Below are 26,348 nucleotides of genomic sequence, written 5' to 3' on the forward strand. Positions count from 1 at the left end.
ACGCTATCGCACGACCACGCAGGCCAAGACTCTTGACGACCAAACCCGCGCCCAGCACAGACTAACGCCTGTATCCCCTAGGACGCAACTTGGGTTGATAGGGGCAGGGGCCAGAATAGCGACAGATGCGCCGCCCCTCACGCAGAGCAGCCACCTCAAGGGTATTCAGAGGCTCACGGCAACGAGTACAGCGAACACGGGTATCAGGTTGCAGGGAGCGCCCAGGGCCAGCTAGAGAGCGAATCATCCAGCCTATCCAGAGGATCACCAGCAGGAGCAGGAGCAGGCTCACACGGAGATTCTAACCGCTCACGCAGCAGATCATGCGGTTGTTTGCCCTCACGGTAGGCACTCGCTAGGTCGGAGATGGAGAGATGAGGCATCCCATCCCGAGGCCCCGGAGCATCACGACGGCCCCGGAGCTTGGATGCGTCCCAGGCTAGGCCCATCCGGTCAAAGATGGCCCGCTTTTTCGGGTCTAGCTCACGCTGGAGCCGGACTATAGGCGGCTCAAAAATCGCGTATGTGTCGTAACACGCCGCCGCCATCGGATCGAGGGCCACAACGTCATTACGCGCTACGCCCTCGAAGATGCCCTTGGCCTGACGTTGCATCATGCCGATGGACTCATCCATGATGGACGTGTAGCGCAGAAGTTTCCGCCCGCGCACCCAGGGATACGTAATCACGCGGAGCCAGAACGGAGCCGGACGCGCCCAGAAGACGAAGGCTACCAGATCGCGCACAATCGCATCCACCGAGCCGTAGCGCTGTGTAGCTAGCAGCACGTCCACGCCTGTCTTGCGATGCTGGCTCCAGAACGCGATGACCTCGACCGGGATTAGGTCAAACTGACGCGAGGGAAGCCACATATGGGCCTCGTCAAACAGTAGCAGGCCATCATGGACGTTGAGCAGTTCGTTATAGTCCCGTATCTCCCGGATACTATCAGCCCTCAGAACCGCTTCCCGATGATCCAACTTGGCGCGGAAACGAAGCCAGTAATAGACATTTTCCCTAATAAAGCCGAAATTGGCCCATACGGTACGCCCCCGAGCCAAGGCGTGAAGGCCGCGATGGACGAGCATGTAACTCTTTCCAGAGCCGGGAATGCCGATGTACGCCTCGATCATCTACCCCCCCTGATAAAGGTGATGGCTCGCCAGAGTGCCATGAGCCCGTAAAATCCCGCCCAGGCCGAGCCGAGCGTAAGGGCCTCACTGATCGGCAGTATTTGGTTAGCCGTGTTGAAGGCCCCTATAGCAGTAGAGGCCCAACCAGGCGGGTCGGGGGGCATAGCCGGGAGCAGGCCAACTAGGATACTGAGGAAGCCAGTAACCAGCTTGACCACGCCCGCGATAAGCCAGCCGATGAGCCCTAGGCCCCATTCCAACAACTGATGCAGGAGCCCTAGACCCCAGTTCAAGACGGCAAGGACAAGCCCCCAGACCCAGCCCCAGACCGTTTGAACGATGCCAACGAACCAGCCCGTCAGGGCGGAGAACGTGCCCTGGAACCAATCGAGGATTGAGCGGAGTGCGTTTAGGATTATCTGCATATCTCCCCCCTACTCACATGCTCATTCGCCCGCTGCGCGAGAGTGTACGGTGAGGCCCCGGCCTACGCGCAAGGGTCCGCTTCGCCGCGCCCGCATGTCCAAACCCCGGCTTCCTGCGTGCAGTAAACGTGCGTGATGTGGTGCAGCGTGCGCGCCCTTGCGCTACGGCCACCCCACCGGATAAGGATTGTTGCAGCGGGCGAAAAAATAGCATGTGATTAGCGCTGTACATCCAACCCCCGGCGCACGATGGTAAATCCGAACGTCAGCAAGAGCCCGCCCAGCATGAAGGGGCGTAGTTGCGTTGCGGCTTGCCAGACGGGATTGCCGCAGATGTTGACGGTAGCCGACCACTGACCGATTGTTAGCTGAGGAGCCGGACAGCCCCCGCTATCGCTGGTGGACGGAGTACGGAGCCAGCGCACGACACCAAACGGAAACTTGTCCATAGCTTGCTGCTTGAGTTGCTCTATGGACTCTCGCATAGACTGCATAGCCTGATCCCACGGCGTTTGCTGTAGCTGCGGAGCCTGGAACTGAGGCAATGTGGGATCATTGGGCTTTTGCAGACCCGGCAGGGAAGGAGTGCCCGGAGGCCCCGGCCACGTCAGATCATCCTTAGGTTGCTCATTCGTACACTTCGAGGCTGGATCACGCGGATCCGAGCCGCAGCGTAACTCTTGATCATCCGGAAAGCCGTCCCCGTCGGAATCCGTGCCGGGATCTTTCCCAGGCTTAGAGTTAGGATCATAAGGATCCGTCCCCGCCTGCTTTTCCTCCTGATTCGTGTATCCGTCCCCGTCGTCGTCCCGATTCGGATCAGGATGGGAGTTAGGATCATTGATCCCGTCAGGCCAAGGGCGCTGTTTCTCCATCCAGTCAGGCCAGCCGTCGCCGTCGGTATCCACTGACTTATCGGTATACGGATTATCCGTCCATTGATTCGGATTAGGCACAGGATCGAGGCGCACCCCAGGATAGGGATTAGACGGAGAGCCGGGCGGCGTGTCCTGAATGTAGCGAGCGACAGCCGCTTTGACTCCCTCAGCCGCGTCGGGATGCGACTGCAAAAACTCCGGGAGCGTCTCTGGCGGATGCTTAGGCATCGTTGACTTTTCGACGCGCTCGACTCCATCAGGATAATGCAGCTTAGCGTTGCGTTGCCACTCGTAGCGATAGCCATATTGGGACTTCAGATACTGCTCGCACTGCAACAAGAGTTGCTCCTGAGTCCCGCCGGGGCCGCGAAACGAATGAGTATAGGGCGGATCAGTGGAGCGCACGTAAGGGGTTGCCCCCAGAACAGAACAGCGAACCTCGCCCATTTGCCAATCATAATCAGGAGGGATGTACTGAACTCCGACTATGACGGCTTCCCAGTCATAGAGTAAATGTGACGCCCACGCGTCCAACGACGTCCCAGTTTGCTGCTTGAGGGACTCGTAAAAATAGTTAAGGGCTGTATAAATAAGCGTAGATCCTAGGATTATTGCGCCGCCCCAGCGCACATAGCGCCCGAACGTTGCCTGTTTAGCGAACTGATTGTTACTCCACTGCAAAATCTCGTTATACGTCATCCCCTGCACAGTAGTCCTAACAACATCCTGCACAGGAGCCGCGAACGAAAAGGCCCCGGCGACCAGGGCCAGGGCCAAGAATCGCCGGAGCCGCATAGAAGCCCCCCGGATTAGCCCTTGAGGAACTTCTTGGCGTAGCGCCAAGCCGCGCTGAGGCCGATAGTGAGCGCGAGCACGCCCACGCCAGCAGCAGCGATGCCGCCGATGTAGGTCATGACGCCCGTAGCGACCTGCCCAGCATTGAAGCTGGCATCTTCAGCAAACGCCCCAGCTAGCACGAGAGGAGCAGCCAAGGCAACCGAACGACCGACAAACACGCGCAGTTTCTCCATAGAACACCTCCATTGCCCACGGGCGATGCCCGTTAGAGCCTACGTAACACGGAGCGCAGGACCGAGGCCACCAGGCCAGCCCCTAGCCCCCACCAGAAGGCCTCAGCGATAAAGCGCCAGTCACCCGCAGTCATACACGCCTAAACAGATTGCCGCCGTAGCGATACGCGGCTAAAAACGCGTAGGGAGCCGTGACCAACGCGAGAACCTTGAGGAACCAATCGAAAGGCTCCATTAGAAATCCCCCGCGAGAAGTCCCGCAATCATGCCGAGTCCGAAGGCCCAGACCTTGAAGCACTCGATCATGAAGACGGGATCAAGGGTCATTAGGCTTTCTCCTTTACCGGAGCAAGTGGAGCCACAAACCGTGCCACCGTGACGAATTGTCGCGCGCTGTTTTTCTCGCGGAACCCATCCCTGACGCGCAAATCAATTTGCAGGTCATAGAGGCCCGGAAACGTGGGCATAGTCGCCACTACATCAGGATCCGCGTCAAGTTCAAGCACGTTCATCCCGCGGAACTCCGCATCCGTGGGCGTAGTGGCTACTAAAACCTTGCCAAACCTGCGCCCATCCTTAGCCGTCCTAGCGCTTGCTCCAAGTACCATTAGGGTCATATATCCTCCTATATCGCGTTAGAAGTGCCGATAGGCACGCGATACCTACACAACAGCCCCCGCGTAGCGATGGAACGCCCGAGAGTAGGACTCCCGGAACCGCGCCTTATCCAGTACCGGCAAATCCTCGGGAGCCAAACCGACTAAATAGCGAACACGCCGGAGCCACGCCAGGAGCACAGACGGTGTAGGGGCGTGATGATGCAGGCCGAGCGACGCAGCAGCGGAAACGATGCAACCGATGGCCTGAGTCAACAACTGAGGAACACTAGCCAACGGCGAGCGAGCACAACGGACTACCTGAGCAGTCCCCGAGGAGTCGGGAGCGTCAAAGGCAGACAACACAAGTCGCCAGAGAGGATCAAACGGACGATTGCGGATTGTTTGAGTGTCCGAATCCTCACGCAGAGAGAGCCAAGAGCCCGCCAAATAGCGCCAGATAGCCGGGAGATGTTCCGCGAGGGTGTACCAGTTGCGCAGATCGCCCGCCCCTACATCCATAGTTGACAGAGCATCCGCCCTAATCTGGAACTCGACGCGGATCACGTGCCCGCTGGGGTTGCCGTAGCCCGCAAGAGTGAGCTTAGCGCCGTAATCCGTGCGCGCCTGTATCGTCTTCGAGTAGATACGTGCTAGCAAATCGCCGGAGCCGAAACGAAACCCGGACCAGTTAGGCCCCCGGTAGTGAACCTCAACAGGGTGTACCTCATAGGCGGGTACCTCGTGCATAGCGACCCCCGTGTTACCCCCGTGTTACCCGTAAGGGGGTCGCCGTGGCTGCCCCCACGGCTGGCCGCTGGCGCGCCCAGCGCGTGGGAGCCATCCAGGTAGACCGACCGCGAGCGAGCCCGCGAAACGAAACGCCCTAGGTCATCCAGGCTGAGGGGTGTATCCACCTCGACATCCGCAAACAAGTCAATACGCGACACTTGGACGCGCTCAGGCTCAACTCCGACAAGATAGCTGAGGGTATCGGAAAACATAGCAACCACAGCCATAGGGTCACGGGCGCAAGCCGCCATGTATCGACCCGATACTTCCACGTAGGCGTGTACCTGTCCGGGTTTACAGGTAGTGGGCCGAGGCTGAGTGAGGGAGATCGAGAACATGCCCCCTTGAAACATCAACATCCAGCGGAACTTTCGCCCAGGCCGTACCTGTGCCACCTCGTAGGCGCAGCGCTCGTCATCATCCCCTAGAGGATTCCAAAGCCACATGTAATCGTGAATCCCGAGAAAGTGAGCATCCCCCTCTTCCCGGTACTCGTCTAGCGCCGCATCCAATCGCGCGGTGAAGTCCTCGGGAAGGCGGTAGTTTTGGCCCCAGGAAAGCCAGAAGATAAAGGTGTCTGTTCCGCTGGCTAATAGCTTCATCCTGAGAAATGTGTAAGACTCTTGAAGGTATGCGACGGGTGTTCATCGAGGAGATCAGCCAGCACCAAGGACAGGAAGTGCTCATCCGCGGCTGGGTTACGGGACGGCGCAGCAAGGGCAAGATCCACTTCCTCACCCTGCGTGACGGGACCGGCTTCCTCCAGGCCACGGTGTTCAAAGGAGAACTTCCCGACGAAGAGTTCGAGCAGGCCGACCACCTGCCCCAGGAGGCCGCCCTCGAGGTGGCGGGGCTGGTGCGCTCCGACCCGCGCGCTCCAGGAGGCTTCGAGCTTTCGGTCAGGAGCCTGAAGGTCATCAGCCTGCCCAGCCGGGAATACCCCATCACCCCCAAGGAGCACGGGGTGGACTTTTTGATGGATCACCGCCATCTCTACTTGCGCCACCGCCGCCCTTGGGCCGTGCTACGGATACGCGACGAGCTCGAGCGGGCCATCCACGACTTCTTCCACGCGCGGGGCTTCATTCGCCTCGACGCTCCCATCCTCACCCCCAACGCCGTCGAGGGCACCACCGACCTCTTCGAGGTGGACCTCTTCGACGGGGAAAAGGCGTATCTCTCGCAATCGGGGCAGCTCTACGCCGAGGCCGGGGCCATGGCCTTCGGCAAGGTCTACACCTTCGGCCCCACCTTCCGCGCCGAGCGGAGCAAAACCCGCCGCCACCTGCTGGAGTTCTGGATGATCGAGCCCGAGGTGGCCTTCATGACCCACGAGGAGAACATGCAGCTCCAGGAGGAGCTGGTGGCCTATCTGGTGGGGCGGGTGCTGGAGGAGAAGAAGCTCGAGCTGCAGGTGCTCGAGCGCGACACCACCGTGCTGGAGAGGAGCGCGCAGGGGGGCTACCCCCGTATCCACTACTCCAAAGCCGTGGAGATGGTGAATAAGATCGCCCAGGAGCGACCCGAACTGGGGCTCGAGCCCCTGCCGTGGGGCGACGACTTCGGCGCCCCCCACGAGGCCGCCCTGAGCAGCCAGTTCGACCGCCCGATCTTCGTCGAGAAGTACCCCGCGGCGGTAAAGGCCTTCTACATGCAGCCCGACCCGGAGGACCCCCGGCTGGTCCTGAACGCCGACATGCTCGCCCCGGAGGGGGTGGGCGAGATCATCGGCGGCAGCCAGCGCATCCACGACCCCGAGCTGCTGCGGCAGAAGATCCGCGAGCACGGCCTGCCCGAGGAGGTCTTCGACTGGTACATGGACCTGCGGCTCTTCGGCACGGTGCCTCACTCAGGCTTCGGGATCGGCCTCGAGCGCACCGTGCGCTGGATTTGCGGCATCGAGCACATCCGCGAGGCCATCCCCTTCCCCCGGATGTACACCCGGATGCGGCCTTAGCGCTTTGCCTCGACCGGGGGTTATCCCCTGGCCATCTCCACAAAAAGCCGGTGTAGCCGGCTATCTTCGGTGAGTTCAGGGTGGAAGCTCGAGGCCATCAGTCTACCGCTGCGCACCAGCACTACCCGGTTTCCCTCCCGCGCCAGCACCTCGACCCCTGGGCCCACCCGCTCGATCACCGGGGCCCGAATGAAAACCGCGTGGAAAGGGGTCGTGAAACCTTGGATCTCGAGGGGCTCCTCAAAGGAGTCCACCTGCCGCCCGAAGGCGTTGCGCCGGATGGCGATGTCGAGCAGACCGGCCCGGGGCTGCTCGGGATAGCCGAGGATCTCCTTAGCCAGCCAGATGGCCCCGGCGCAGGTTCCCCAGACTGCCAGGCTCCCCTGCTCGACCCGCTCCCGCACCGCCTGCTCCAGGCCGTACTCGCGGGCCAACTTGCCGATGGTGGTGGACTCGCCCCCCGGTACGATGAGGCCGGAAAGGCCCTCGAGCTGCTCTTGCTTGCGCACCTCGAGGGCCTCCACCCCTAGGCTTTGCAACATCTGTTTATGCTCACGAAAATCGCCCTGAAGGGCAAGAACCCCGATCTTCACGCTCAATATCGTCTAGCGTCCGGGGTCTGGCGTCAAGGGTCAGATTGACAAAAGCCCCTAGCAACCTTGCTACATGATCGGGTCGGGACCCAGGCGGCGGATACACCGCACAAAGCTTAGGTCTCCCTGACCCTGGTTGCGCTACCACCCGCGCTTGGCTAGCTTTTCTTCTTCAGCCAGGTAGTCGAGGTTGATGCCCACCATGGCTTCGCCCAACCCCTTTGACACCTCGGCCAGCACCGCGGGATCGTTGTAGTGGGTAACCGCCTTGACGATGGCTTGGGCGCGGCGGAACCAGGCCTTGGGGCGCTCGGCCTCGGAGAGGTTGGCCGCCGACTTGAAGATGCCCGAGCCTACGAACACCCCGTCCATCCCGAGCTGCATCATCAACGCCGCGTCGGCAGGGGTCGCCACCCCTCCGGCGGCGAAGTTCACCACCGGCAGGCGGCCGTTCTCGTGCACCCACAGCACGAGGTCGTAAGGGGCCCCGTTCTCCTTGGCAAAGGTCATGAGCTCTTCTTTGGGCATGGCCTGGATCCGGCGAATATCGCCCAAAACACTCCTGGCGTGACGCACCGCCTCCACCACGTTGCCGGTTCCGGCCTCGCCCTTGGTGCGGATCATGGCCGCTCCCTCACCGATGCGGCGCAGGGCTTCACCGATGTTGGTGGCTCCGCAGACAAAGGGCACCTTGAACTCCCACTTGTTGATGTGGTAGGCCTCGTCGGCAGGGGTCAACACCTCGGACTCGTCGATGAAGTCCACCCCGATGGCCTCGAGGATCTGCGCTTCTACAAAGTGCCCGATGCGCACTTTGGCCATCACGGGGATCGAGACCGCCTCCTTGATCTTTTCGATCATCTCCGGGTCGGACATCCGGGCTACCCCGCCTTGGGCCCGGATGTCGGCGGGGATACGCTCGAGGGCCATCACCGCAGTGGCCCCGGCGTCCTCGGCGATGCGGGCCTGCTCGGGGTTCATCACGTCCATGATCACCCCGCCTTTGAACATCTCGGCGAAGCCGGTCTTTACACGTAGGGTACCTTTCTCCATCACTTCCTCCCGGTATTGCCCAAGGCAACCGCGTTCTAATCTACCACCCAGCGGAACGAAAAGCACGGCTCGAGGCGACAATGCCAGCCGCCTCACGTAGAGCGCTGAAATCAGGGGAGATACGCCAAGGGGTTCCGGGTTGCCCCGCCCACCCGCACCTCGAAGTGGCAGTGTGGGCCGGTGGACCAGCCGGTGGAGCCCACATAGCCGATGAGCTGGCCACGTTCGACGAACTGGCCCGGCTGCACCGCGATGCGGGACATGTGGCCGTAGAGGGTCTCCACCCCCGAGCCATGATCGATGATCACGTGAAGCCCGTAACCCCAGCTGCTCCACCCGGCGGTCTCTACCTGGCCCGCCTTAGCGGCGTAGATGGGGGTGCCCATGGGAGCGGCCAAGTCTATTCCGGTATGGAAGCGCTGAAAAGCCCCGCGCTGGCCGTAATAGGTGGTGATGACGAAGTTACCCAGCGGCCACTGGAAACCGCTGGTGGCGGCCTCATAGTCAACCCGGCGCACCGTGGGAGATTGCCCGGCCTGGGAACGGTGCGCCACTGCAGCCTGTTGCTGCCGCTGTAGGCGAGCCTGGGCCAGCTGCCGCTGTCGCTGCTGTTCGGCCAAACGACGGGCTTCTTCTTGCCTGCGGCGTTCCTCGGCCAGGCGGCGCTGTTCCTCCTCGCGCTGCCGACGCTCCTCCTCCCGCACAGCCAGCAGCCGATCGTAGGTGGTGCGGGCCTGGATGCCCGGCAGGAGAACTAAATCCCCCGCGCGAAGCTCGAGCGGATTCTTGACTCCATTGGCTTTGGCGATGCTCAGCAGCGGAACCCCAAAACGCTCGGCCAGGTCGGCTAACGTCTGCCCCTTGCCCATCTCTATCAGCAAACCCTTGGTCTGGGTGGGAATGTAAATGACACTGCCCTCCGCCAGACGGTCCAGGCTAGAGAGGCTAGGGTTGGCCGATACCAGGTCCAGCTCGGTCACCCCGAAGCGCCGGGCCAAAGTTTGCAGAGTATCTCCGCTCTGTACCACGTACTCACGCACCCCCGGCGGAATGCGCGCCTCGTGCTCGACCTGAGCGGTGATCGGTATGCGCAGCAGCTGCCCTGGTTTTAGATCGGGGCTGCTGATCCCAGTGGACCAAAGGATGGCTCGAGGATCTACTGCATACCGGCTGGCGATGGCGCTCAGGGTATCTCCGGATTTAACCGTATAAAGCACCCAACCTTTTTTGGCGGGTGCATCCAAGACGACCTCGTTCGAGGGGGCTAGCTCTTTCGGGATGTCCAGCGTGGCCAGAGGCAGGTTGAGCAACGCTCCAGCAAACGCGAGTCTCCACCATTCATTAGGCAAGGTCAAGTCCTCCAGGGATGGCGTTGGCTAGGCTACCCTTTGGGCTACCCTGCGAGAGTATAACTACTTTCCGGCTAAAGTTGCAAGGAACTCTTTGTTGCTCTTGGTGCGCGAGAGCCGAGAGAGCAACATCTCCATCGCCTCGGCGGGGTCCATGTCGGCCAGCACCTTGCGCAAGAGCCACACCTTCTGCAGCACCTCCTCCCCCAGGAGGAGTTCCTCGCGGCGGGTGGAGGACTTGGAAATGTCAATGGCCGGGAAGATGCGGCGCTCCTCCAGGCGGCGGTTGAGCTGTAGCTCCATGTTGCCCGTGCCTTTGAACTCTTCGAAGATCACGTCGTCCATGCGGCTGCCGGTCTCGACCAGAGCCGTGGCCAGGATCGTCAGCGAGCCTCCCCCGCGGATGTTGCGGGCCGCCCCCAAGAAGCGCTTGGGGAAGTGCAGGGCCGCCGAGTCCAAGCCCCCCGAGAGGGTGCGGCCCGTCGGCGGCGTGACCAAGTTGTTGGCCCGCGCCAAGCGGGTGATGGAGTCGAGCAGGATCACCACGTGCCCCCCCTCCTCGACGATGCGGCGGGAGCGCTCGTGCACGAACTCGGCCACCCGGATGTGGTTTTGCGGCGGTTCGTCGAAGGTGCTGGCGATGACCTCGGCTCCATCGACCGACTCACGGAAATCGGTGACTTCCTCGGGGCGCTCGTCGATGAGGAGCACGATCACCTTGACGTCGGGTTCGTTCTTGAGGATAGCCTTGGCGATCTTCTTGAGCAGGGTGGTCTTACCGGCCTTGGGTGGGGCCACGATCAACCCGCGCTGCCCCCGCCCGATGGGCGAGAGCAGGTCGATGACCCGGGTAGACATCTCGTCTGGGGTGGTCTCGAGCCTAAGCTGCCGGTCGGGGAATTGAGGGATCAGCTCATCGAACTTGGGCCTGCGGGCGGCGGCTTCGGGATCTAGGTTGTTGACCGCCTCCACCTTCATCAAGGTGCCGTAGCGCTCATTGTCCCGCGGGGGGCGGGCTTTGCCCACCACATAGTCGCCGGTGCGGAGCTGGTGCTGCTTGATCAGGCCTGCGCTGACGATGACCGAGCGGGTCTCGAGGTTGTAGAGGTTTTCCTGCAAAAAGCCATACCCATCCGGGCTGATCTCGAGATAACCCTTGGCGAGCTTTAGACCCTCCCCGGCCGCTTCCTGCTGCAACAGGGCCATCACCAGGTCATCCTTGCCCATTTTCTTGTAGTCTTCGATGCCCTGCCGGGCGGCGATGAGGTGCAACTCGGGCAGAATCTTGGCGGATAGCTCCTGGTAAGAGAGAGGGGTGGATTCAGCGGCGGCTTTCTTGCTGCGTGCGGTTCTCATGGTTACTTCGCCTTCTCCTTGGATTTTTCCCAGTCGGCTAGGAATTGTTGTAGGCCTTTATCGGTAAGCGGATGTTGGATTAGCTGTTGGAACACCTTGGCGGGCATGGTGGCGATGTCGGCCCCGGCCTTGGCGGCTTGCAGCACGTGGACCGGATGGCGAATCGAGGCCGCCAGTACCCGGGTGCCGATGCCGTGGATATCGAAGATCTGGGCGATCTCGGCCACCAGGTCCATGCCATCCCAAGAGATGTCGTCCAGGCGTCCGGCGAAGGGCGAGACGCACCAGGCCCCGGCGCGAGCCGCCAGAAGAGCCTGGTTGGCGGAAAAGATCAGGGTCATGTTGACCCGGATACCTTCGGCCGAGAGGGCCTTGCAGGCTTTGAGCCCCTCCACGATGGTGGGCAGCTTGACCACCACGTTGGGGTCGATCGCGGCCAGCTTACGCCCCTCGGCGATCATGGCCGCGGCCTCGGTGGCCGTCACTTCGGCGGAAACCGGCCCTTGGACGATCTCGCTGATCTCTCGGATCACTTCCTCGAGGTCACGTCCCGACTTGGCGACCAGGCTGGGGTTGGTAGTGACCCCGGCCAGCACGCCCCAAGAGGCAATTTCGCGGATCTCGCTAACTTCGGCCGTATCCAGGTATAAGTCCATACCTCAAGCTCCTCTGACCGGTTTGTACGGGGGTGACAGCGTGGGCTGCCTAAAACACGGCACGGCTAGCTGTTAAGCAGCCTGGGCTGTTGGCTTCAGGTGCAGTCTACTCTAGCGCCACTCGACATGCAAGCATCTTGCGTTGACTCGCCCTGAGGGACTTGCTAGAGTGTATCTGTCAGCCTAGCCGCCAAATGTGAAGATTAGCACAGGCTAGGCTCGATGTAAAGGCGAGCGCGACAAGCGCCATAGGAAGGGGCCATCACCCTGGAGCCGCGGGAAGAAAGGGATCGAACCCCGAGTAGAACCCGACGGGTGCGCCCGTAACAGCGCTTAAGAGTGCTCGGCACGTCCGAAAGCTCCGATGCCGAGAAGTGCGGTGGTAACGCGGGAGCCCCCTCTCGTCCGCACCTGAGAAGCCCTACCGTGGGGTGAAGGTACGGACGTTTTGTTTTTCCCCGGCTTTAGGGTTTCCAGAAGGAGACCGGAACATGGTAGAGGAAAAGAAGCTGTTCAAAGAGGTGGGGGAAATGAACTTTCCCGCCCTCGAGGTCCAAGTCCTGGAGTTTTGGAAGCGGGAGAACATCTTCCAGAAGTCGGCCACAAAGCCTGCCCCCCAGGGCGAGTTCGTCTTCTATGAAGGCCCCCCCACCGCCAACGGGTTACCGGCGATGCACCACGTGCTGGCACGCAGCTTCAAAGACCTGTTCCCCCGCTACAAGACCATGCAGGGCTTCCACGTCACCCGCAAAGGCGGCTGGGACACCCACGGCCTGCCGGTCGAGATCGCGGTGGAGAAGCGGCTGGGCGTGCTGGGGCGCAAGGCGCTCTCGCGCGAGGAGATCGCCGAGTTCAACGAGACCTGCAAGAAGTACGTCTTCGAGAACATCCAAGACTGGAATTACTTCACCGAGCGACTGGGCTTCTGGGTGGACCTGGAGAACGCCTACATCACCTACACCAACGAGTACATCGAGTCGGTGTGGAACCTCTTGAAACGGCTGTGGGACAGGGGCCTCATCACCCAAGACTACAAGGTGGTGCCCCTCTCCCCGCGCATCTCCACCACCCTCTCGCAAAACGAGATCGCCGACGGCTACCGCGAGGTAGACGACCCCAGCGTCTACGTGCGCTTCCCGCTGAAGCTGGAAACCACCCCTCGAGCGGTGCGCGAGAAGCTCGAGGCCCAGGGGGTGCGGCTGGAAGGCCTGGAGAACCTCGCCATCCTGGTCTGGACCACCACCCCCTGGACCCTGCCCTCCAACACCATGGCCGCGGTGCACCCCCAGATGGACTACGCCCTGGTGCGCTCGCCCTCGGCGGGGCACCTGATCTTCGCGCGGGAGGCGGTGGAGCGGCTGAAGGAGCTGCACAAAGAGGAACTCGAGGTCCTGGCGCAGCTCAAGGGCGCCGACCTGGAGTGGTGGGAGTACATCCCCCCCTTCCCCGAGGTCTGCGTCGAATTGGGGGTGGTGAAGGAGCAGGGTGAGCGGCGGGAGGACGGCAGGCCGGTCATGCACTTCGTGGCCCTGGCCGACTTCGTCAGCGCCGAGGACGGCTCGGGAGTAGCCCACGAGGCCCCGGTCTACGGCGCGGAGGACCTCGAGCTCTCCCGCCAGTACGGCACCCCGCTGCTCTTCGGCACCGATGAGTACGGCGTGATGCGGGTCACCGGGGAGCGGGGCAAGTTCTTCAAGGACGCCGACCGGGGGCTCATCCGGGCCATGAAAGAGCGCGGAGTGCTCTACCACGCGGGCACCATCCGTCACCGTTATCCCTTCCACGACCGCACCGGCGATCCCATCCTCTACTTCGCCAAGCCCTCCTGGTACATCAAGACCTCGCTCTTCCGCGAGCAGCTTTACGCCCGCAACGAGGAGATCAACTGGGTGCCCCCCCACATCAAGCATGGGCGCTTCGGCAACTGGCTCAAGGACAACGTGGACTGGGCCATCAGTCGCGAGCGCTACTGGGGCACGCCGCTGCCCATCTGGGTGGCGGAGGACGGCTCGGAGAAGATCTGCGTGGGAAGCGTGCGGGAGCTCTCCGAGCTGGCCGGGCGCGACCTCTCGGGGCTCGACCTGCACCGCCCCTACGTCGACGACGTCACCTTCGTCAAGGACGGCAAGACCTTCCGCCGGGTGCCGGAGGTGCTCGACGTGTGGTTCGACTCCGGGGCCATGCCCTACGCCCAGTGGCACCTGATGCTCGGCGAAGACGGCCGGCCGCTGCCCGGAACCGAGGCCAACTACGAGCTATTCAAGCGGCACTTCAACGCCGACTTTATCTGCGAGGCCATCGACCAGACGAGGGGCTGGTTCTACTCACTGCACGCCATCGCCACCCTGCTTTACGACCGGCCCGCCTTCAAGAACGTCATCTGCCTGGGCCACCTGGTCGATGAAAAAGGCCAGAAGATGTCCAAGAGCAAGGGCAACGTGGTCGAGCCCCTGCCGGCCTTCGACAAGTACGGGGCCGATGCGGTGCGCTGGTACATGTTCACCGCCAGCGAGCCGGGCGACACCAAGCGCTTCAGCGAGCGGCTGGTGGCCGAGGCCATGCGCGGCTTTTTGGGCACGCTTTGGAATGTCTACAGCTTCTTCGTGCTCTACGCCAACCTCGACCGGCCCAACCTCAAAGCGCGCCCCCCCGTCGAAGGGCGGCCCGAGATCGACCGCTGGCTCTACAGCCGTACCCAAGAGCTCATCGAGGAGGTGACCAAGGCCCTGGATGGCTACGACGCGCGCGGCGGGGCCAGAGCTCTGGAAGGGTTCGTGGAAGAGCTTTCCAACTGGTACGTGCGCCGCAACCGACGCCGTTTCTGGAAAAACGACGACGTGGCCGACCGCGAAGCCGCTTACGCCACGCTGTGGGAGGCTCTGGTGGCGGTGAGCCAGCTCTCGGCCCCCTTCACCCCCTTCGTGGCGGAGGCGCTGTGGCAGAACCTGGTGCGCTCGGTAAACCCGGACGCGCCCGAGTCGGTGCACCTGTCGCAGTGGCCGCAGCCCGAAGCCATGGACCGGAGCCTGCTCGAGTCCATGCACGCGGTGCTCGAGGTGGTGCGTCTGGCCCGCGCGGCCCGCGCCAGGAGCGGGGTCAAAACCCGCATCCCCCTACCGCTGATGCTGGTCACGGCCCCCACCGCCGAGGAGCGGGCGGGCCTGCAGCACTTCGCCTCCGAGATCGCCGACGAGCTCAACGTCAAGGAGCTGCAGGTGCTGGGACCGGAGGAGGAGGTGCTCTCCTACCGGGTGCTGCCCAACCTGCCGCTGCTGGGCCGGAAGTACGGCAAGAAGGTGCCCGCCATCCGGCAGGCCCTCGCCGAGCTGGACGGGAAGTACGTGGCCCAGACCCTCAAGGCCCAGCAGGTGCTGCATCTGGAGATCGAGGGCCAAACCATCGCCCTCTCCCCCGACGAACTGCTGCTCGAGGCCCTCTCCCCTGCCGGCTACGAGGCGCTGGAAGACCGGGGCTACGTGGCGGCCCTGGAGGTACGGGTGGACGAGGAGCTCTTCCTCGAGGGGCTCGCGCGCGAGCTCATCCGGCTGGTGCAGCAGGCCCGCAAGGAGATGGGATTGCAGGTCTCCGACCGCATCCACCTCAGCTACCAGGCCGAGGGCAAGTACGCCGAGGCGCTGGCGAGGTTCGGCCAGCGGCTCGCCGAGGAGACCCTGGCCCTCTCCCTCGAGCCCCGGCCCAACCCCGAAGGGTTCCTGACCCAGCTCGAGGACGAAGAAGGCAAGGTTGCTCTCGGGCTCGTCAAAGCGTGAGGGGCTGGGCCGTGGGGGCGTTGGCCAGGCGCCCCCACCAGGGTTTAAGTGATATATTTCACGATAAACTTGCTCGTGAAAATAGTCTGCTTTAGAAAAGCCAGGTAAACCCGTGTTAGACTTCCTCCCATGACAGATTTCGAAAAGTTGCTGAGCGCTCATGGGTTGGATACCCTGCTCATTTCCAGCCCGGCCAATGTACGGTATCTGTCGGGCTTCACCAACCCCAAAGACGGGCAGGTGATCGTAAACAACACCGGCGCCCTCCTGCTCACCGACGGGCGTTACACGGTACAGGCCGGGCAGGAGTCGCGGCTGCCGGTGCGGATCGCAGGACGCGAGGAGCGCCCTCAGGTGTACGCCGAGCTGCTCCAGGGGCGCATCGGCTTTGAAGCGATGGGGCTTAGTTACGGCCAGCTCGAGGCCTTGCGCCAGCAAGCCCCCGGAGAGTGGGTACCTACCTATGACCTCATCGAGCGGCAGCGGGTGCACAAAACCCCGGAGGAGATCGGACACATCCGGCAGGCCGCGGCCCTGGCCGACCGGGCTTTTGCCCACATCCTGCCCTTCTTGAAGCCCGGGGTACGCGAAATTGACATAGCCCTCGAGCTGGAGTTCTTCCTGCGGAAAAACGGCGCGGAAGGGGTGGCCTTCGATACCGCCGTAGTCTCGGGCCCGCGCACCGCCATGCCCCACGGCTCTCCCAGCGAGCGCGTGTTGCAAGCGGGAGACCTGGTGACGCTGGACTTCGGAGCGGTGATCGAGGGGTACTGCTCGGATATGACCCGCACCGTGGGAATTGGAGCGGTCTCCGAGGAGCTAAAGAGGATCTACGCTGCCGTGCTCGAGGCGCAAGAACGGGCGCTCGAGGCGGTCGCACCCGGCAAGACCGGCCAGGAACTCGACGCCCTGGCCCGGGGCATCCTCGAGGACAGAGGTTACGGCCAGTACTTCAGCCACGGGCTCGGCCACGGGGTCGGACTGCTGATCCACGAGGCCCCCAGCCTGAACAAGGTCTCCCAGGAGGTGCTCGAGGCGGGGATGGTCATCACCATCGAACCCGGGGTCTACATCCCGGACCTGGGCGGGGTGCGCATCGAGGACTTGGTCTTGGTGACCGAGAGGGGCTACGAGGTGCTCTCCCAAACGCCCAAGGCCTGGCTAGAGTTATGAGGGCAGGATACCGGGGTTGGGTCCTGGCCTTGCTCCTGGGGTCGCTGGCCCTCGCCCAGACCCACACCGTCCAAAAAGGCGACACCCTCTACAGCATCGCCCGCAGGTACGGGACCAGCGTGCAGGCCCTTCAACAGGCCAATAACCTATCCGGCGAGGTGATCAAGGTCGGGCAGGTGCTCGCCGTCGCGGGGTCATCGGCCAGGGAAGCTACGGCAAGCGCGACATTTACGGGGCTAGCGGCCTGGTATGGTTCCAAGTTCCACGGCAGAACCACCGCCAGCGGTGAGCCCTACGACATGTACGCCCTCACCGCCGCCCATCGCAGCCTGCCGTTCGGCACCCAAGTGCGGGTGACCAACCCCCGTACCGGGCGAAGCGTGGTGGTGCGGATCAACGACCGGGGGCCCTTTACCCCAGGGTTCATCATTGACCTTTCCTACGCGGCCGCGCAGCGCATCGGCCTGCGCGGCCGCCAGCGGGTGAGCGTGGAAGTGCTGCGCTAGCAGGTAGGCCCATGCTGTCCATCCACTACGGCTTTCACCTCTCGATCGCGGGCAAGCAGGGCGTGGCCGGAGCCGTGAGCGAGGCTCGGCGGCTGGGGCTATCCGGCTTTCAAATCTTCGCCAAGAGCCCCCGCAGCTGGAAAACCCGCCACCTGAGCCCCGGCGAGATCGAGCGTTTCCGCGCCGAGCGGGAGAACCTGGGACACCTCCCGGCGGCCATCCACGCTTCATACCTGGTCAACCTGGGGGCCGTGGGCGAGCTGGGGGAGAAAAGCGTCTTCAGCCTGGCCGACGACCTCAGCAAAGCGCAAATTCTGGGGATCGAGTGGGTGGTGGTACATCCGGGCTCGGGCCAGATCGAGCGCATCCGGGAAGGAGCGCTGCGGGCTTTGGAGCTGGCCCAAGTCGGCAAGCGCGGACCTGGGCTGCTGTTGGAAAACACCGCCGGGGGCGGGGAAAGGGTCGGCTCGAGGTTCGAGGATCTGGCCCGGCTCATCGAGGGGACCCCCTTGGGCGTCTGCTTCGATACCTGCCACGCCTTCACCGCGGGTTACCCCCTCCACCTCGAGCCCGAGCGGGTGATTGAGGGGCTTGACCAGGAAATCGGGCTTGAACGGGTCCCGCTCATCCACCTCAATGACTCGGTGGGGGCTTGGGGCAGCCATATCGACCAGCACGCCAATCTGCGCCAGGGCCGGATCGGAGAAGCGCTGCGGGAGGTGGTGCGCCACCCCCGGCTGCGGGGAAAGCTCTTCGTGATGGAAACCGAGCGCGGCGAAACCCACGACGCCCACAACCTGGCGACGCTGCGGGGATGGCTCGAGGAATGACCCTACCGGCCTAGATTGAGGATCAAATTCAAGAAGATCTCCTGCGCCGCGCCGATAACACGACCGATCGGCCCCCGCAGAACTGTCAGAAACAACACCAGGACCACCACGGCGTAGGTGGGGTTGGCCTCGAGCTGCCAGAAATATCGCTGCAAAGCGGCAGGTAGAACGCTCTGCAAGATCTTGGAGCCGTCCAAGGGCGGCACCGGCAGCAGGTTGAACACCGCCAGGGCCAGGTTGATGGCGAAGGAGAAATAAGCCGCTAACGCCAGCAGCCCAAAGAAGTCCCGCTGCCCGCCGGCAAACGCCGCCCGCACCCCGGCTGGGTCGAGGTCCAAGAGAAAGCGCACCAAAAGGGCAAAGCCCAGCGCCAGCAGTACGTTGACGACGATCCCTGCGATGCTCACCACGAAAAGCCCCAACCGGTAGCTGCGAAAGTTCGGCGGGTGGATGGGTACCGGTCGGGCCCAGCCCACCCCGGCCACCAGGAGCATGATCGTCCCGATAGGGTCGAGGTGCTGGAAGGGGTTGAGGGTGATGCGGCCTTGTGCTTGGGCGGTACGATCCCCCATCCATAGGGCCGCGACCGCGTGCCCTAGCTCGTGGAGCACCAGCGATGAGCTTAGGATCAGGAGGATCAGGAAAAAGAGGGCCGGATCCTGGCCCAAAAGCTGTAACAGCACCTCGGGTTCCTCCCGACTAAAGCCCGATGGCCCGGTAGATCGTCCCCAAAAGCCCCGAGAGGCCGTAGATGACCGCCGAGGTGACCCCGGCGAAGTTGAGCACCAAAAAGATCACCAAAAAGCCCAAAGGGCCGTAGCTCGCGAGCTGATCCATGAACCGCCGCGCCTGGGGGCTCCCCACCGCATAGACCACCCGCGCCCCATCCAGCGGAGGCACCGGGAAGAGAAAGATCGCCGCGTGCAGGAGCATTACCCCCATCGCCCGGCTCAGCCCCTCGGCAAAAGAGCCGGTGGCCCCCCCGCCGAGCAAGGCCGCCAGCAAGCCATAGATGAAGGCCATCAAGAAGAACGCCAGCGGTCCCATCAGAGCCACCTGGGCCTCCTTGGCTCCGTAAAGCCGGAAAGGTACAGGGCGAGGAAAACCAAAGCCCAGCAGGATCAGGAAGATGATCCCTAGCACATCCAGATGCACCCTGGGCTCGAGCGAGAGAAAGCCATAACGGGCTGGGCCATAGTCTTTGTAGCGGTTCGCCAACCAGGCCTGGGCCACGTTGTGCATGACCAACCCAAAAGCGCAAGCCGCAAAGGCCACTAAAAAAGCCAACGGGTCAGCGAGGAGGGAAAGGAGACCGATATTAAGCATCGCTTACCAGTTTACGGGCAAACTCGAGTTCGTCTTCATAGCTCAACACCTCGCCGCGCGAACGGGCCTCAGCCACCTTGCGCAGCACCTCCCCAATCTTCGGCCCGGGGGGCAGGCCCATCTCCAGCAAGTCCCGGCCCATCAGCATCCGCCGGGGAGCGAGGAGCCACAGGGCCCGCTCGGGGTGCAAGGCCCGGAAAGCCTCGGGGAGGCCCACGAACTTGCGGATATCGTCGGGGTCTTCCGGAGGGAAGCGCAGGTGGCGCAACCCCTCAGCATAGCGGCGCGGCAGGTTGAAGCGGGCCAGGAAATTCTCGGGGTCAGGGTGGAAGTAGAGCAGGAGGTAAAGCCGGGCCGCCACCGCAGCCTCGGGGTCGGGGGTAACTTGCAGGATGGGCTCGAGGGCCGCGAAAGCCTCTCGAACCTCGGGGCTCGCGCCCATCCCGAACATCGGCTCGGCCACCCCCAGTTCGGCCAGCAGGCCCAAGGCCCGGGTGGCGGAGGCCTCGCCCAAGGTCAGCAAGAGTTCGTCGCGCAGGCGGCTTTTGGAAGCCTGGGCGAGCACTTTAGCCTCGAGGGCTGAGGGAAGCTGGGCGAGGGCTTCGGGGGCCAAGCGAAGGCCCAGCCGAGCAGCCAGGCGAACCCCGCGCAGGATCCGGCTGGGATCCTCCACGAAGGAAAGCGGATGCAACGGGCGCAATAGGCGGGCCTCGAGGTCGGCCAGGCCGTCGAAGAGGTCTACGATCTCCAAGCTGGGGGCGAGCCGCAAGGCCATGGCGTTGACGGTGAAGTCACGGCGCTCGAGGTCACGGGCGATGCTCGAAGGGCGCACCTGGGGCAGAGCGCCGGGGTGGGGGTAGTACTCCTCGCGGGCTTCAGCCAGGTCTACCGCAAGGCCAAACCCCAGTTTGGCCCGGGCGGTACCAAAGGCCAGGTGCAGCCCAAAACTGCCCCCAAACCAGCCCACCAGGCGGCGGGCCAGCTCTTCCAGGAGGTTGGGCCTGCCGCGGGGCTCGAGCACCAAGTCCAAGTCCGGGCCACTCATCCCCAACAAAGCATCCCGCACGGTGCCGCCTACCGCGTAGATACCTCCCTCGGGGTAGGCCTCCCGCAGGCGCTCGAGGACCTCTTGTACCCCTCTTGGCAGGCGTTCCCAGACCCGCTGGGCCAGGTCCTCCCGGGGGCCCGGACGGAGGGCGCGGTAAAGGTCGGTGCGGGTGAAGATGCCCTCGAGGCGGTACACGTCGTCCCCGAGCGGCTCGCCCACCAACACCCGCCCGGCCCCGCCCTTGAGGGCTTGCTCGGCCTCATGGAGGGGAGTCTGCGGGGGCAGGATCAGCGCGCGGGAAAGAACCCCCCGGACGGGGGCCCCAGCCAAACCGTGGTGCAGGGCCCGCTCCAGATCGCGGCGGCGGGCGATCCCGTGGATGCGGACCGTGCCGGGAAGGTCTCCCGCCGAGACCACCGGCATCCCGCCAAACCCGCGCAGGCGCAACTCTTCCAACGCCTGGGCTACGGTGAGGCCTTCGGGCAAGACTGCCACCGGGCGGCTCATCCGCTCCCGCAGCGTAGGACCGGTGTCGAGGTGGGCCTCGAGGCGCTCCAGCAAAAGCCGCTCGGCGGGCTCGAGCGGCCCCGCCACCTTGGCAAAGGCCGCGCGGGCGTGGCCTCCCCCCCCCACCTCGGCCAGCCAACCGCCCACGTCCAACCGCTCGCGGCTGCGGGCGATGAGGAGGGTTTCCCTGCCCAGCTCGAGCTCCATCAGTACCCCTCCGCTGTCGTAGAGGTCGAGCAAGGTATGGGCTAGGGGGGCCAGGGCGGGCACGTAGCCCTCCTCTTTGGCCGCCGCTATCAAAAGCCGAAAACCGTGCCGCTCTTCTACCCGGCTTTGGCGCAGCAGCTGGTTGAGGAGTTCGCGGGCCTCGGGGCCGTAGCGCTCGCGCACCCACTCCCGTACCCGTTCAGGCTCGCCTCCCCACCGTAACAGCTGGGCAGCAGCCTGGAGGTCTTGGGCGGTAGTACCGGGATAGCTGAACCCCCCGGTGTCCTCCCAGACACCCGCGTAGGCCAAGGTGGCCTCGAGGGGGGAAAGCTCCAGGCCCTGCGCCACCAGCAAAGGCACCAGGAGGCTCACCGTCGAACCCACCGCCTCCACCACCCCCCCAGCCGCCGGGAGGTCCTGGGGGGTGCGGGGATGGTGGTCGTAGACCTGGAAAGGCACCTTCCCCACCAACTCCCCTACCGGCCCGATGCGATCCGCACGGGCGGTGTCCACCACGATCACCTCGCGCACCTGGAGGAGGTCTACCGCGGACACCGGGAGCAACCCCAGGTGATCCTCGTGGAGGGCTACCACCTCTTTGAGGCGACCCTCGAGCCCCCCCACCAAGACCCCTACCGCACCGGGGAACAGCCGCTTGGCCAGCAACAGCGAGCCCAGGGCGTCAAAGTCCAGGTTTTCGTGAGCCACCACCAGCCGCACGTATTAACGTTACCCTACCCGCGCCCGGCGCTCACTGCCCCAACAACCTCAGCTTGAGCCGCAGCACCGCTGCAACGGTGAGCGAATCGGTAATCTCCCCGGCCAAGACCCGGCGGTACACCTCGTCGAAAGATAGCCTTTGTACCTGAAGGGCTTCGGTATCCTCGGGTTGAGGCTCGCCCTGACGCAGACCTTGGGCCAAGTAGACCATCCCCACCTCGTCGGTGACCGAGTTGGAAAGGTGCAGGGTGAGGATGTGTTCCCAGCGGTCGGCCTCGAGGCCGGTCTCCTCGCGCAGCTCGCGCTTAGCGGCCTCTAGGGGGTCCTCCTCGAGCGGCCCACCCCCCTCGGGGATCTCCCAGGAGTAAAGGTGCAGCGGGTAGCGGTATTGACCCACCAAGTAAGTGCACCCCTCCTCGTCCAAGGGAATCACCCCGATGGCCCGGTTCTTGAAGTGGACCACCCCGTAGATGCCGGGGTTCCCACCGGGGTTGATGACCCTGTGCTCGCTGAGGGAGATCCAGCGGTTCTCGTAAACGAGCCGGGAGTCCAGGGTTTTCCAGGGATTTCCCCTCATACTTCGCCCATGCGCTCGGTGATGAAGTTGGTGTAGACCGCCCCCCGCTTGAAGAAGGCGTTTTCCAGCACCTTCTGGTGGAAGGGAATGGTGGTCTTGAGGCCCGGCCCCTCGATGACGGTTTCGCTCAGGGCCCGGCGCAGGCGGGCGATGGCCTGTTCGCGGTCGGGGGCATGGACGATGATCTTGGCGATGAGGGAGTCGTAGTTGGGGGGGATGGAGTAGCCGGCATAGAGGTGCGAGTCCACCCGCACGCCGGGGCCTCCAGGGAAGTGCAGGGTTTCGATCTTGCCGATGGAGGGGCGGAAGTTATGGGCGGGGTCTTCGGCGTTGATCCGCACCTCGATGGCGTGGCCCACCAGGGGGATTTCCTCTTGCCTCAGGGTGAGCTTCTCCCCCGCCGCGATGAGGAACTGCCAGCGCACCAAGTCTATGCCGGTGATCATCTCGGTCACCGGGTGCTCGACCTGGATGCGGGTGTTCATCTCCATGAAGTAGAAGTTGCCCTCGCGGTCCACCAAAAACTCGAGGGTCCCCGCCGAGACGTAGCCGATGTGCTTGGCCAAGCGCACCGCTGCCTCGGCGATGCTTTGGCGCACTTCAAAGGGCAGGACCGAGGGGGCCTCTTCCAAAAGCTTTTGGTGGCGACGCTGAATCGAGCAGTCGCGCTCCCACAGGTGAACTACGTTCTCGCCATCGCCCAGCACCTGGATCTCGATGTGCTTGGGCTCTTGGATGTATTTCTCCAGGTAGACGGTAGGGTTGCCAAACGCCGCACGGGCTTCCTCTTGGGCTTGCTGCACGGCCCGCTCGAGCTCGCTTTCATCGCTCACCAACCGCATTCCCCGCCCCCCGCCCCCGGCGGTGGCCTTGAGGATCACCGGGTAGCCGATCTCGGCGGCGGCTTTCTTGGCGGTTTCCACGTCCTCCAGTTCGTCGGTGCCGGGGGTGGTGGGTACGCCAGCCTCCCGGGCCACCCGGCGCCCGGTGGCCTTATCGCCCAAAGCCCGCATGTTTTCTGGGGTGGGGCCGATAAAGACGATGCCGTAATCTTTGCACATCTCGGCGAACTGGGCGTTCTCGGCCAGAAAGCCGTAGCCGGGATGGATGGCGTCAGCCCCGCTGATGATGGCCGCCGAGAGCAGGTTAGGGATGTTGAGGTACGACTGGGCTGAGGGAGCCGGGCCGATGCAGATGGCCTCATCGGCCAGAAGCACCGGTAGGGACTGGGTGTCGGCTTCCGAGTGGGCCACCACCGTTTTTACCCCCAGCTCCTTGGCCGCCCGAATGATCCGCAGGGCGATCTCCCCACGGTTGGCGATCAGGACTTTTTTGAACATAAAACCTCGCGGAAGGCTACGGGTCCTCGGCCGTCAAGCCGGCTCGATGATGAAGAGGGTTTGGCCGTACTCCACCGGCTCGGCGTCGTTGACCAGGATCTTGCGCACCACCCCGGAGACCTCGGACTCGATCTCGTTCATGAGCTTCATGGCCTCGATGATGCACAGCACCTGCCCCTTCTTCACGCTGTCTCCCTCCTTGACGTAGGGTTCGGCGTCAGGGGCAGGTGCGCGGTAAAAGGTGCCCACGATGGGGGCCTTGACCTCTACCCCTTTGATCTCTTCCTTCTTGTCCTCGGCTTCCCGCCCCGCCACGGCGGGATGGGGGGTGGTTGCGGGGGCAGCGGCTGCGGCAGGCTGCGGAGCAGGCACGGCAGGCTGGGGAGCCGTGACCTGAGGGGTAGCTACCGGGGCAGGGACGTACTGCACCTGCGCGGGCGAGTTGCCCCGTTTGATGTTGAGTTTGTAATCGGGGGTCTCGAGGCTCATCTCCGAGACCTCGTGCTCCATCAGGGCCTGCAAAATCGCTTTGAGTTCTTTAGCGTTCATGCTGCTCCTCCTGGCGATGTCAACTACTTCAGCGCCCCTTCCCGGGGCTTGCGGATTAATCCGCCCGAATCATACCTCAGCAAGCGAGAAAAGCCCCGCCATCCCCTCGAGGCCCGATGTGGGGCTATGCCAACAAAAGCCCGGCGCGAAAGCCGGGCAGGTTCGAGCCTGGCCGGTAGATCAGGCCCGGCTGATGTACTCCCCGGTCCGGGTGTCTACTTTGATGGTCTCACCAGGGTTGACGAACAGAGGTACCTGGACCACCGCACCGGTCTCGAGCGTGGCGGGCTTGGTGCCACCCGAGACGGTATCGCCGCGCACGCCCGGGGGGGTGTCGATAATTTTGAGTTCCACGGTAAAGGGCGGGGTGATGGAGAGCGGGCGGCCTTGGTACATCTCCCCCACCACGGTCATGCCTTCTTTGAGGAACTTGGCGGCCTCGGTGATGCTGCGTGGAACATGAAACTGCTCGTAGGTCTCGAGGTCCATCAGCACCAGCTCGTCCCCCTCGGAGTAGAGGTACTGCAGGTCTTTGGTCTCGACGTAGATATCCTGCAGCTTCTCACCGGAGTTGAAGCTTTTCTCCACGGTCACGCCGGTCTCGAGGTTGCGGAACTTGGCCACCACCTTAGCCCCGCCGCGCCCGATCTTCTGGTGCTGGTACTCTACGCACTGCCACAAGCCGCCGTCCATTTGCACCTTGGTTCCCGAACGCAAATCGGTCACGCTGATCATTCATTCCTCCCAAAAATCAGACAAAGCTCCCAAAAGGAGATTGTACACACTCGGGGTCGCTTAGGTAACCCCTCACAGCTCGGTCAGCTGCGGACGCAGCCCGAGCTTTTCGATGTACTCGAGGTACTCCTGCTCGCTCAGGGGGTACTTGCCCGCCGCCGCCACGAAGAACGCTTCCATCACGTTGGTGCCGAAGCTGCGCCCCTCCAGCCGGGGGGTGGTGGTGATGAGGGTTTTGATCCCCCGGGCGCGCATAAACGTGAGGTCATCCTGGGTGGTGGTGTTGGTCAGGATGATCTTGCCCCGCATGTCTTGGGGCATGTAGCGGCGCATGAAGTGCCAGTCGCCAGCGATCACATCAGCCCAGCGGAAGTACTTCTGCCGCCAGTCGAGCACCTGTTGTTCCTGCTTCTCGCCGGTCGGGTAAAGCCACTTGAAGGGAAGCTGGGTGATGATGGGCAAGAGGATATAGGCCCAGGCCCGCAGGGCCGCGAGGGTGCGCAGCGGGATGTCGAGGCCCAGGGCGTAGATGAAATCTCCGTAGAGCACCTGGGCCCCGGCTTCGCTGAGGGCTTCGGCCAAGCCGAAGCGATCTATAGCGCTCGGGACCAGCACCCTCTTGCCCTTCCAGCCGATCAGGGGCTCGAGGTCTTGGATCGCCTTGCGCTCGAGGGTATGTTTGAGCCCCGAGCCATCGAGCATGGGGGTCTTCTGGGCAGCGCGGGCCAAGCGCAAGGAATCCCGGAAGGTGTAGCGGCGCCTCCCCGCCCACACGTAGAGGTCGGCCCCGCCCAGCCCGAAGGCGTCCACCCTACCGTCCAGGGAACGGACCAGTTCGATGGCCCGCTCCCAGGAGCCGTCGGTGCCGATGCGCTCGAGGATGAAGGTCTCGTTCAGGCTCTCGAGGTGGAGTTCGGCTCGGGCGTTGCGCTTCGATGAACCGATAGAAACGCTGACCACGTGTTTGGGCATAGACGCGCTATTTTACACCGTCCCGCTACCGCCCGACCCAACCCCAAACCGCCAGCAAGGCCCCCACGGCCCAAAGCAGGTAAGCCCAACGGCGGTTGGCCGCCCCTTGGCTGGAAAAGATGTACACCAACCCCCCCACAGCAGCAAAGCCGAGGGCCAGGGTAAACAGCAGCGCCGACGCCTGCTGAAAGACCAAGCCCAGCCCCCGGCCCTCTCCTTGCGCCAAGGCGCTGGGGAAAATCGCCAGCGCAAACCACCCGCCCCGCATC

General features: G+C 63.5%; 24 protein-coding genes. 5 read left to right on the top strand and 19 right to left on the bottom strand.

Features of this window, described 5'->3' with window-relative positions; translation table 11 throughout:
- Positions 1-203 precede the first annotated feature (203 nt).
- From DNA98_RS09635 to DNA98_RS09655, 5 genes are all read right to left on the bottom strand, one after another.
- Positions 204-1,133 (bottom strand): zonular occludens toxin domain-containing protein, encoded by a 930-nt coding sequence (locus DNA98_RS09635; protein ID WP_110529691.1) that lies wholly within the window; start codon positions 1,131-1,133, stop codon positions 204-206.
- The gene (locus tag DNA98_RS09640; protein WP_110529694.1) at positions 1,130-1,558 is read right to left on the bottom strand and encodes a hypothetical protein; all 429 of its coding nucleotides are present in this window, start codon (positions 1,556-1,558) and stop codon (positions 1,130-1,132) included. The genes DNA98_RS09635 and DNA98_RS09640 overlap by 4 nt, the downstream gene beginning before the upstream one ends.
- 218 nt (positions 1,559-1,776) lie before the next feature.
- Complete coding sequence (locus tag DNA98_RS09645) at positions 1,777-3,231, bottom strand: hypothetical protein (protein WP_110529697.1); 1,455 nt, start codon at positions 3,229-3,231, stop codon at positions 1,777-1,779.
- Positions 3,232-3,245: 14 nt separating this feature from the next.
- Positions 3,246-3,467, bottom strand: a complete 222-nt coding sequence (locus DNA98_RS09650) for a hypothetical protein (protein ID WP_110529700.1) — start codon at positions 3,465-3,467, stop codon at positions 3,246-3,248.
- Positions 3,468-3,793: 326 nt separating this feature from the next.
- Positions 3,794-4,084, bottom strand: coding sequence for a hypothetical protein (locus tag DNA98_RS09655; protein WP_110529703.1), 291 nt, complete (start codon positions 4,082-4,084; stop codon positions 3,794-3,796).
- Between the two features lie 1,402 nt (positions 4,085-5,486).
- On the opposite strand from DNA98_RS09655, the gene asnS reads away from it, so the two are divergent.
- Positions 5,487-6,812 (top strand): asparagine--tRNA ligase, encoded by a 1,326-nt coding sequence (asnS, locus tag DNA98_RS09670; protein ID WP_110529712.1) that lies wholly within the window; start codon positions 5,487-5,489, stop codon positions 6,810-6,812.
- A 20-nt stretch (positions 6,813-6,832) separates the two neighbouring features.
- Here the strand turns inward: asnS and pdxT are convergent, their stop codons facing one another.
- The 5 genes from pdxT to fsa form a co-directional block, all read right to left on the bottom strand.
- Positions 6,833-7,405 carry a pyridoxal 5'-phosphate synthase glutaminase subunit PdxT gene (gene pdxT, locus DNA98_RS09675; RefSeq protein WP_110529715.1) on the bottom strand — a complete coding sequence of 191 codons (573 nt, stop codon included), beginning with the start codon at positions 7,403-7,405 and terminating at the stop codon, positions 6,833-6,835.
- Positions 7,406-7,546: 141 nt separating this feature from the next.
- Positions 7,547-8,458, bottom strand: a complete 912-nt coding sequence (gene pdxS / locus DNA98_RS09680) for a pyridoxal 5'-phosphate synthase lyase subunit PdxS (protein WP_110529718.1) — start codon at positions 8,456-8,458, stop codon at positions 7,547-7,549.
- A 110-nt stretch (positions 8,459-8,568) separates the two neighbouring features.
- Positions 8,569-9,768: a peptidoglycan DD-metalloendopeptidase family protein gene (locus tag DNA98_RS09685; protein WP_233493173.1), complete on the bottom strand. Its 1,200-nt coding sequence runs from the start codon at positions 9,766-9,768 to the stop codon at positions 8,569-8,571.
- A gap of 102 nt (positions 9,769-9,870) precedes the next feature.
- A complete protein-coding gene (gene rho / locus DNA98_RS09690) occupies positions 9,871-11,163 on the bottom strand; it encodes a transcription termination factor Rho (RefSeq protein ID WP_110529721.1) in 1,293 nt (430 codons plus the stop codon).
- A gap of 2 nt (positions 11,164-11,165) precedes the next feature.
- The gene (gene fsa, locus DNA98_RS09695; RefSeq protein ID WP_110529724.1) at positions 11,166-11,819 is read right to left on the bottom strand and encodes a fructose-6-phosphate aldolase; all 654 of its coding nucleotides are present in this window, start codon (positions 11,817-11,819) and stop codon (positions 11,166-11,168) included.
- 509 nt (positions 11,820-12,328) lie between these two features.
- On the opposite strand from fsa, the gene ileS reads away from it, so the two are divergent.
- The 4 genes from ileS to DNA98_RS09715 all read left to right on the top strand — a co-directional run bounded on the left by ileS (position 12,329) and on the right by DNA98_RS09715 (position 18,098).
- Positions 12,329-15,589, top strand: coding sequence for an isoleucine--tRNA ligase (ileS, locus tag DNA98_RS09700; RefSeq protein WP_199489386.1), 3,261 nt, complete (start codon positions 12,329-12,331; stop codon positions 15,587-15,589).
- A gap of 129 nt (positions 15,590-15,718) precedes the next feature.
- Positions 15,719-16,762, top strand: a complete 1,044-nt coding sequence (locus tag DNA98_RS09705; RefSeq protein WP_110529730.1) for a Xaa-Pro peptidase family protein — start codon at positions 15,719-15,721, stop codon at positions 16,760-16,762.
- Positions 16,759-17,268 (top strand): septal ring lytic transglycosylase RlpA family protein, encoded by a 510-nt coding sequence (locus tag DNA98_RS09710; protein WP_110529733.1) that lies wholly within the window; start codon positions 16,759-16,761, stop codon positions 17,266-17,268. The genes DNA98_RS09705 and DNA98_RS09710 overlap by 4 nt, the downstream gene beginning before the upstream one ends.
- A gap of 11 nt (positions 17,269-17,279) precedes the next feature.
- Positions 17,280-18,098: a deoxyribonuclease IV gene (locus DNA98_RS09715; RefSeq protein WP_110529736.1), complete on the top strand. Its 819-nt coding sequence runs from the start codon at positions 17,280-17,282 to the stop codon at positions 18,096-18,098.
- A gap of 2 nt (positions 18,099-18,100) precedes the next feature.
- Here the strand turns inward: DNA98_RS09715 and DNA98_RS09720 are convergent, their stop codons facing one another.
- The 9 genes from DNA98_RS09720 to DNA98_RS09760 form a co-directional block, all read right to left on the bottom strand.
- On the bottom strand, positions 18,101-18,778 hold the full coding sequence (locus tag DNA98_RS09720) for a site-2 protease family protein (RefSeq protein WP_165363934.1): 678 nt from the start codon (positions 18,776-18,778) through the stop codon (positions 18,101-18,103).
- A 19-nt stretch (positions 18,779-18,797) separates the two neighbouring features.
- Positions 18,798-19,415 carry a site-2 protease family protein gene (locus DNA98_RS09725; protein WP_165363936.1) on the bottom strand — a complete coding sequence of 206 codons (618 nt, stop codon included), beginning with the start codon at positions 19,413-19,415 and terminating at the stop codon, positions 18,798-18,800.
- Position 19,416: 1 nt separating this feature from the next.
- A complete protein-coding gene (locus DNA98_RS09730) occupies positions 19,417-21,906 on the bottom strand; it encodes a CBS domain-containing protein (RefSeq protein WP_110529745.1) in 2,490 nt (829 codons plus the stop codon).
- A 31-nt stretch (positions 21,907-21,937) separates the two neighbouring features.
- A complete protein-coding gene (locus tag DNA98_RS09735) occupies positions 21,938-22,483 on the bottom strand; it encodes an NUDIX hydrolase (RefSeq protein WP_110529748.1) in 546 nt (181 codons plus the stop codon).
- On the bottom strand, positions 22,480-23,823 hold the full coding sequence (gene accC, locus DNA98_RS09740) for an acetyl-CoA carboxylase biotin carboxylase subunit (protein WP_110529751.1): 1,344 nt from the start codon (positions 23,821-23,823) through the stop codon (positions 22,480-22,482). The genes DNA98_RS09735 and accC overlap by 4 nt, the downstream gene beginning before the upstream one ends.
- Positions 23,824-23,856: 33 nt before the next feature.
- The gene (gene accB, locus DNA98_RS09745) at positions 23,857-24,372 is read right to left on the bottom strand and encodes an acetyl-CoA carboxylase biotin carboxyl carrier protein (protein ID WP_110529753.1); all 516 of its coding nucleotides are present in this window, start codon (positions 24,370-24,372) and stop codon (positions 23,857-23,859) included.
- Positions 24,373-24,552: 180 nt separating this feature from the next.
- Positions 24,553-25,107, bottom strand: a complete 555-nt coding sequence (gene efp / locus DNA98_RS09750; protein ID WP_110529756.1) for an elongation factor P — start codon at positions 25,105-25,107, stop codon at positions 24,553-24,555.
- Positions 25,108-25,179: 72 nt separating this feature from the next.
- A complete protein-coding gene (locus tag DNA98_RS09755) occupies positions 25,180-26,079 on the bottom strand; it encodes a quinate 5-dehydrogenase (protein WP_110529759.1) in 900 nt (299 codons plus the stop codon).
- A 25-nt stretch (positions 26,080-26,104) separates the two neighbouring features.
- A complete protein-coding gene (locus DNA98_RS09760) occupies positions 26,105-26,347 on the bottom strand; it encodes a hypothetical protein (RefSeq protein ID WP_110529761.1) in 243 nt (80 codons plus the stop codon).
- Position 26,348: the final 1 nt, after the last annotated feature.

Source organism: Meiothermus sp. Pnk-1 (genome assembly GCF_003226535.1).
Taxonomy (GTDB): domain Bacteria; phylum Deinococcota; class Deinococci; order Deinococcales; family Thermaceae; genus Allomeiothermus.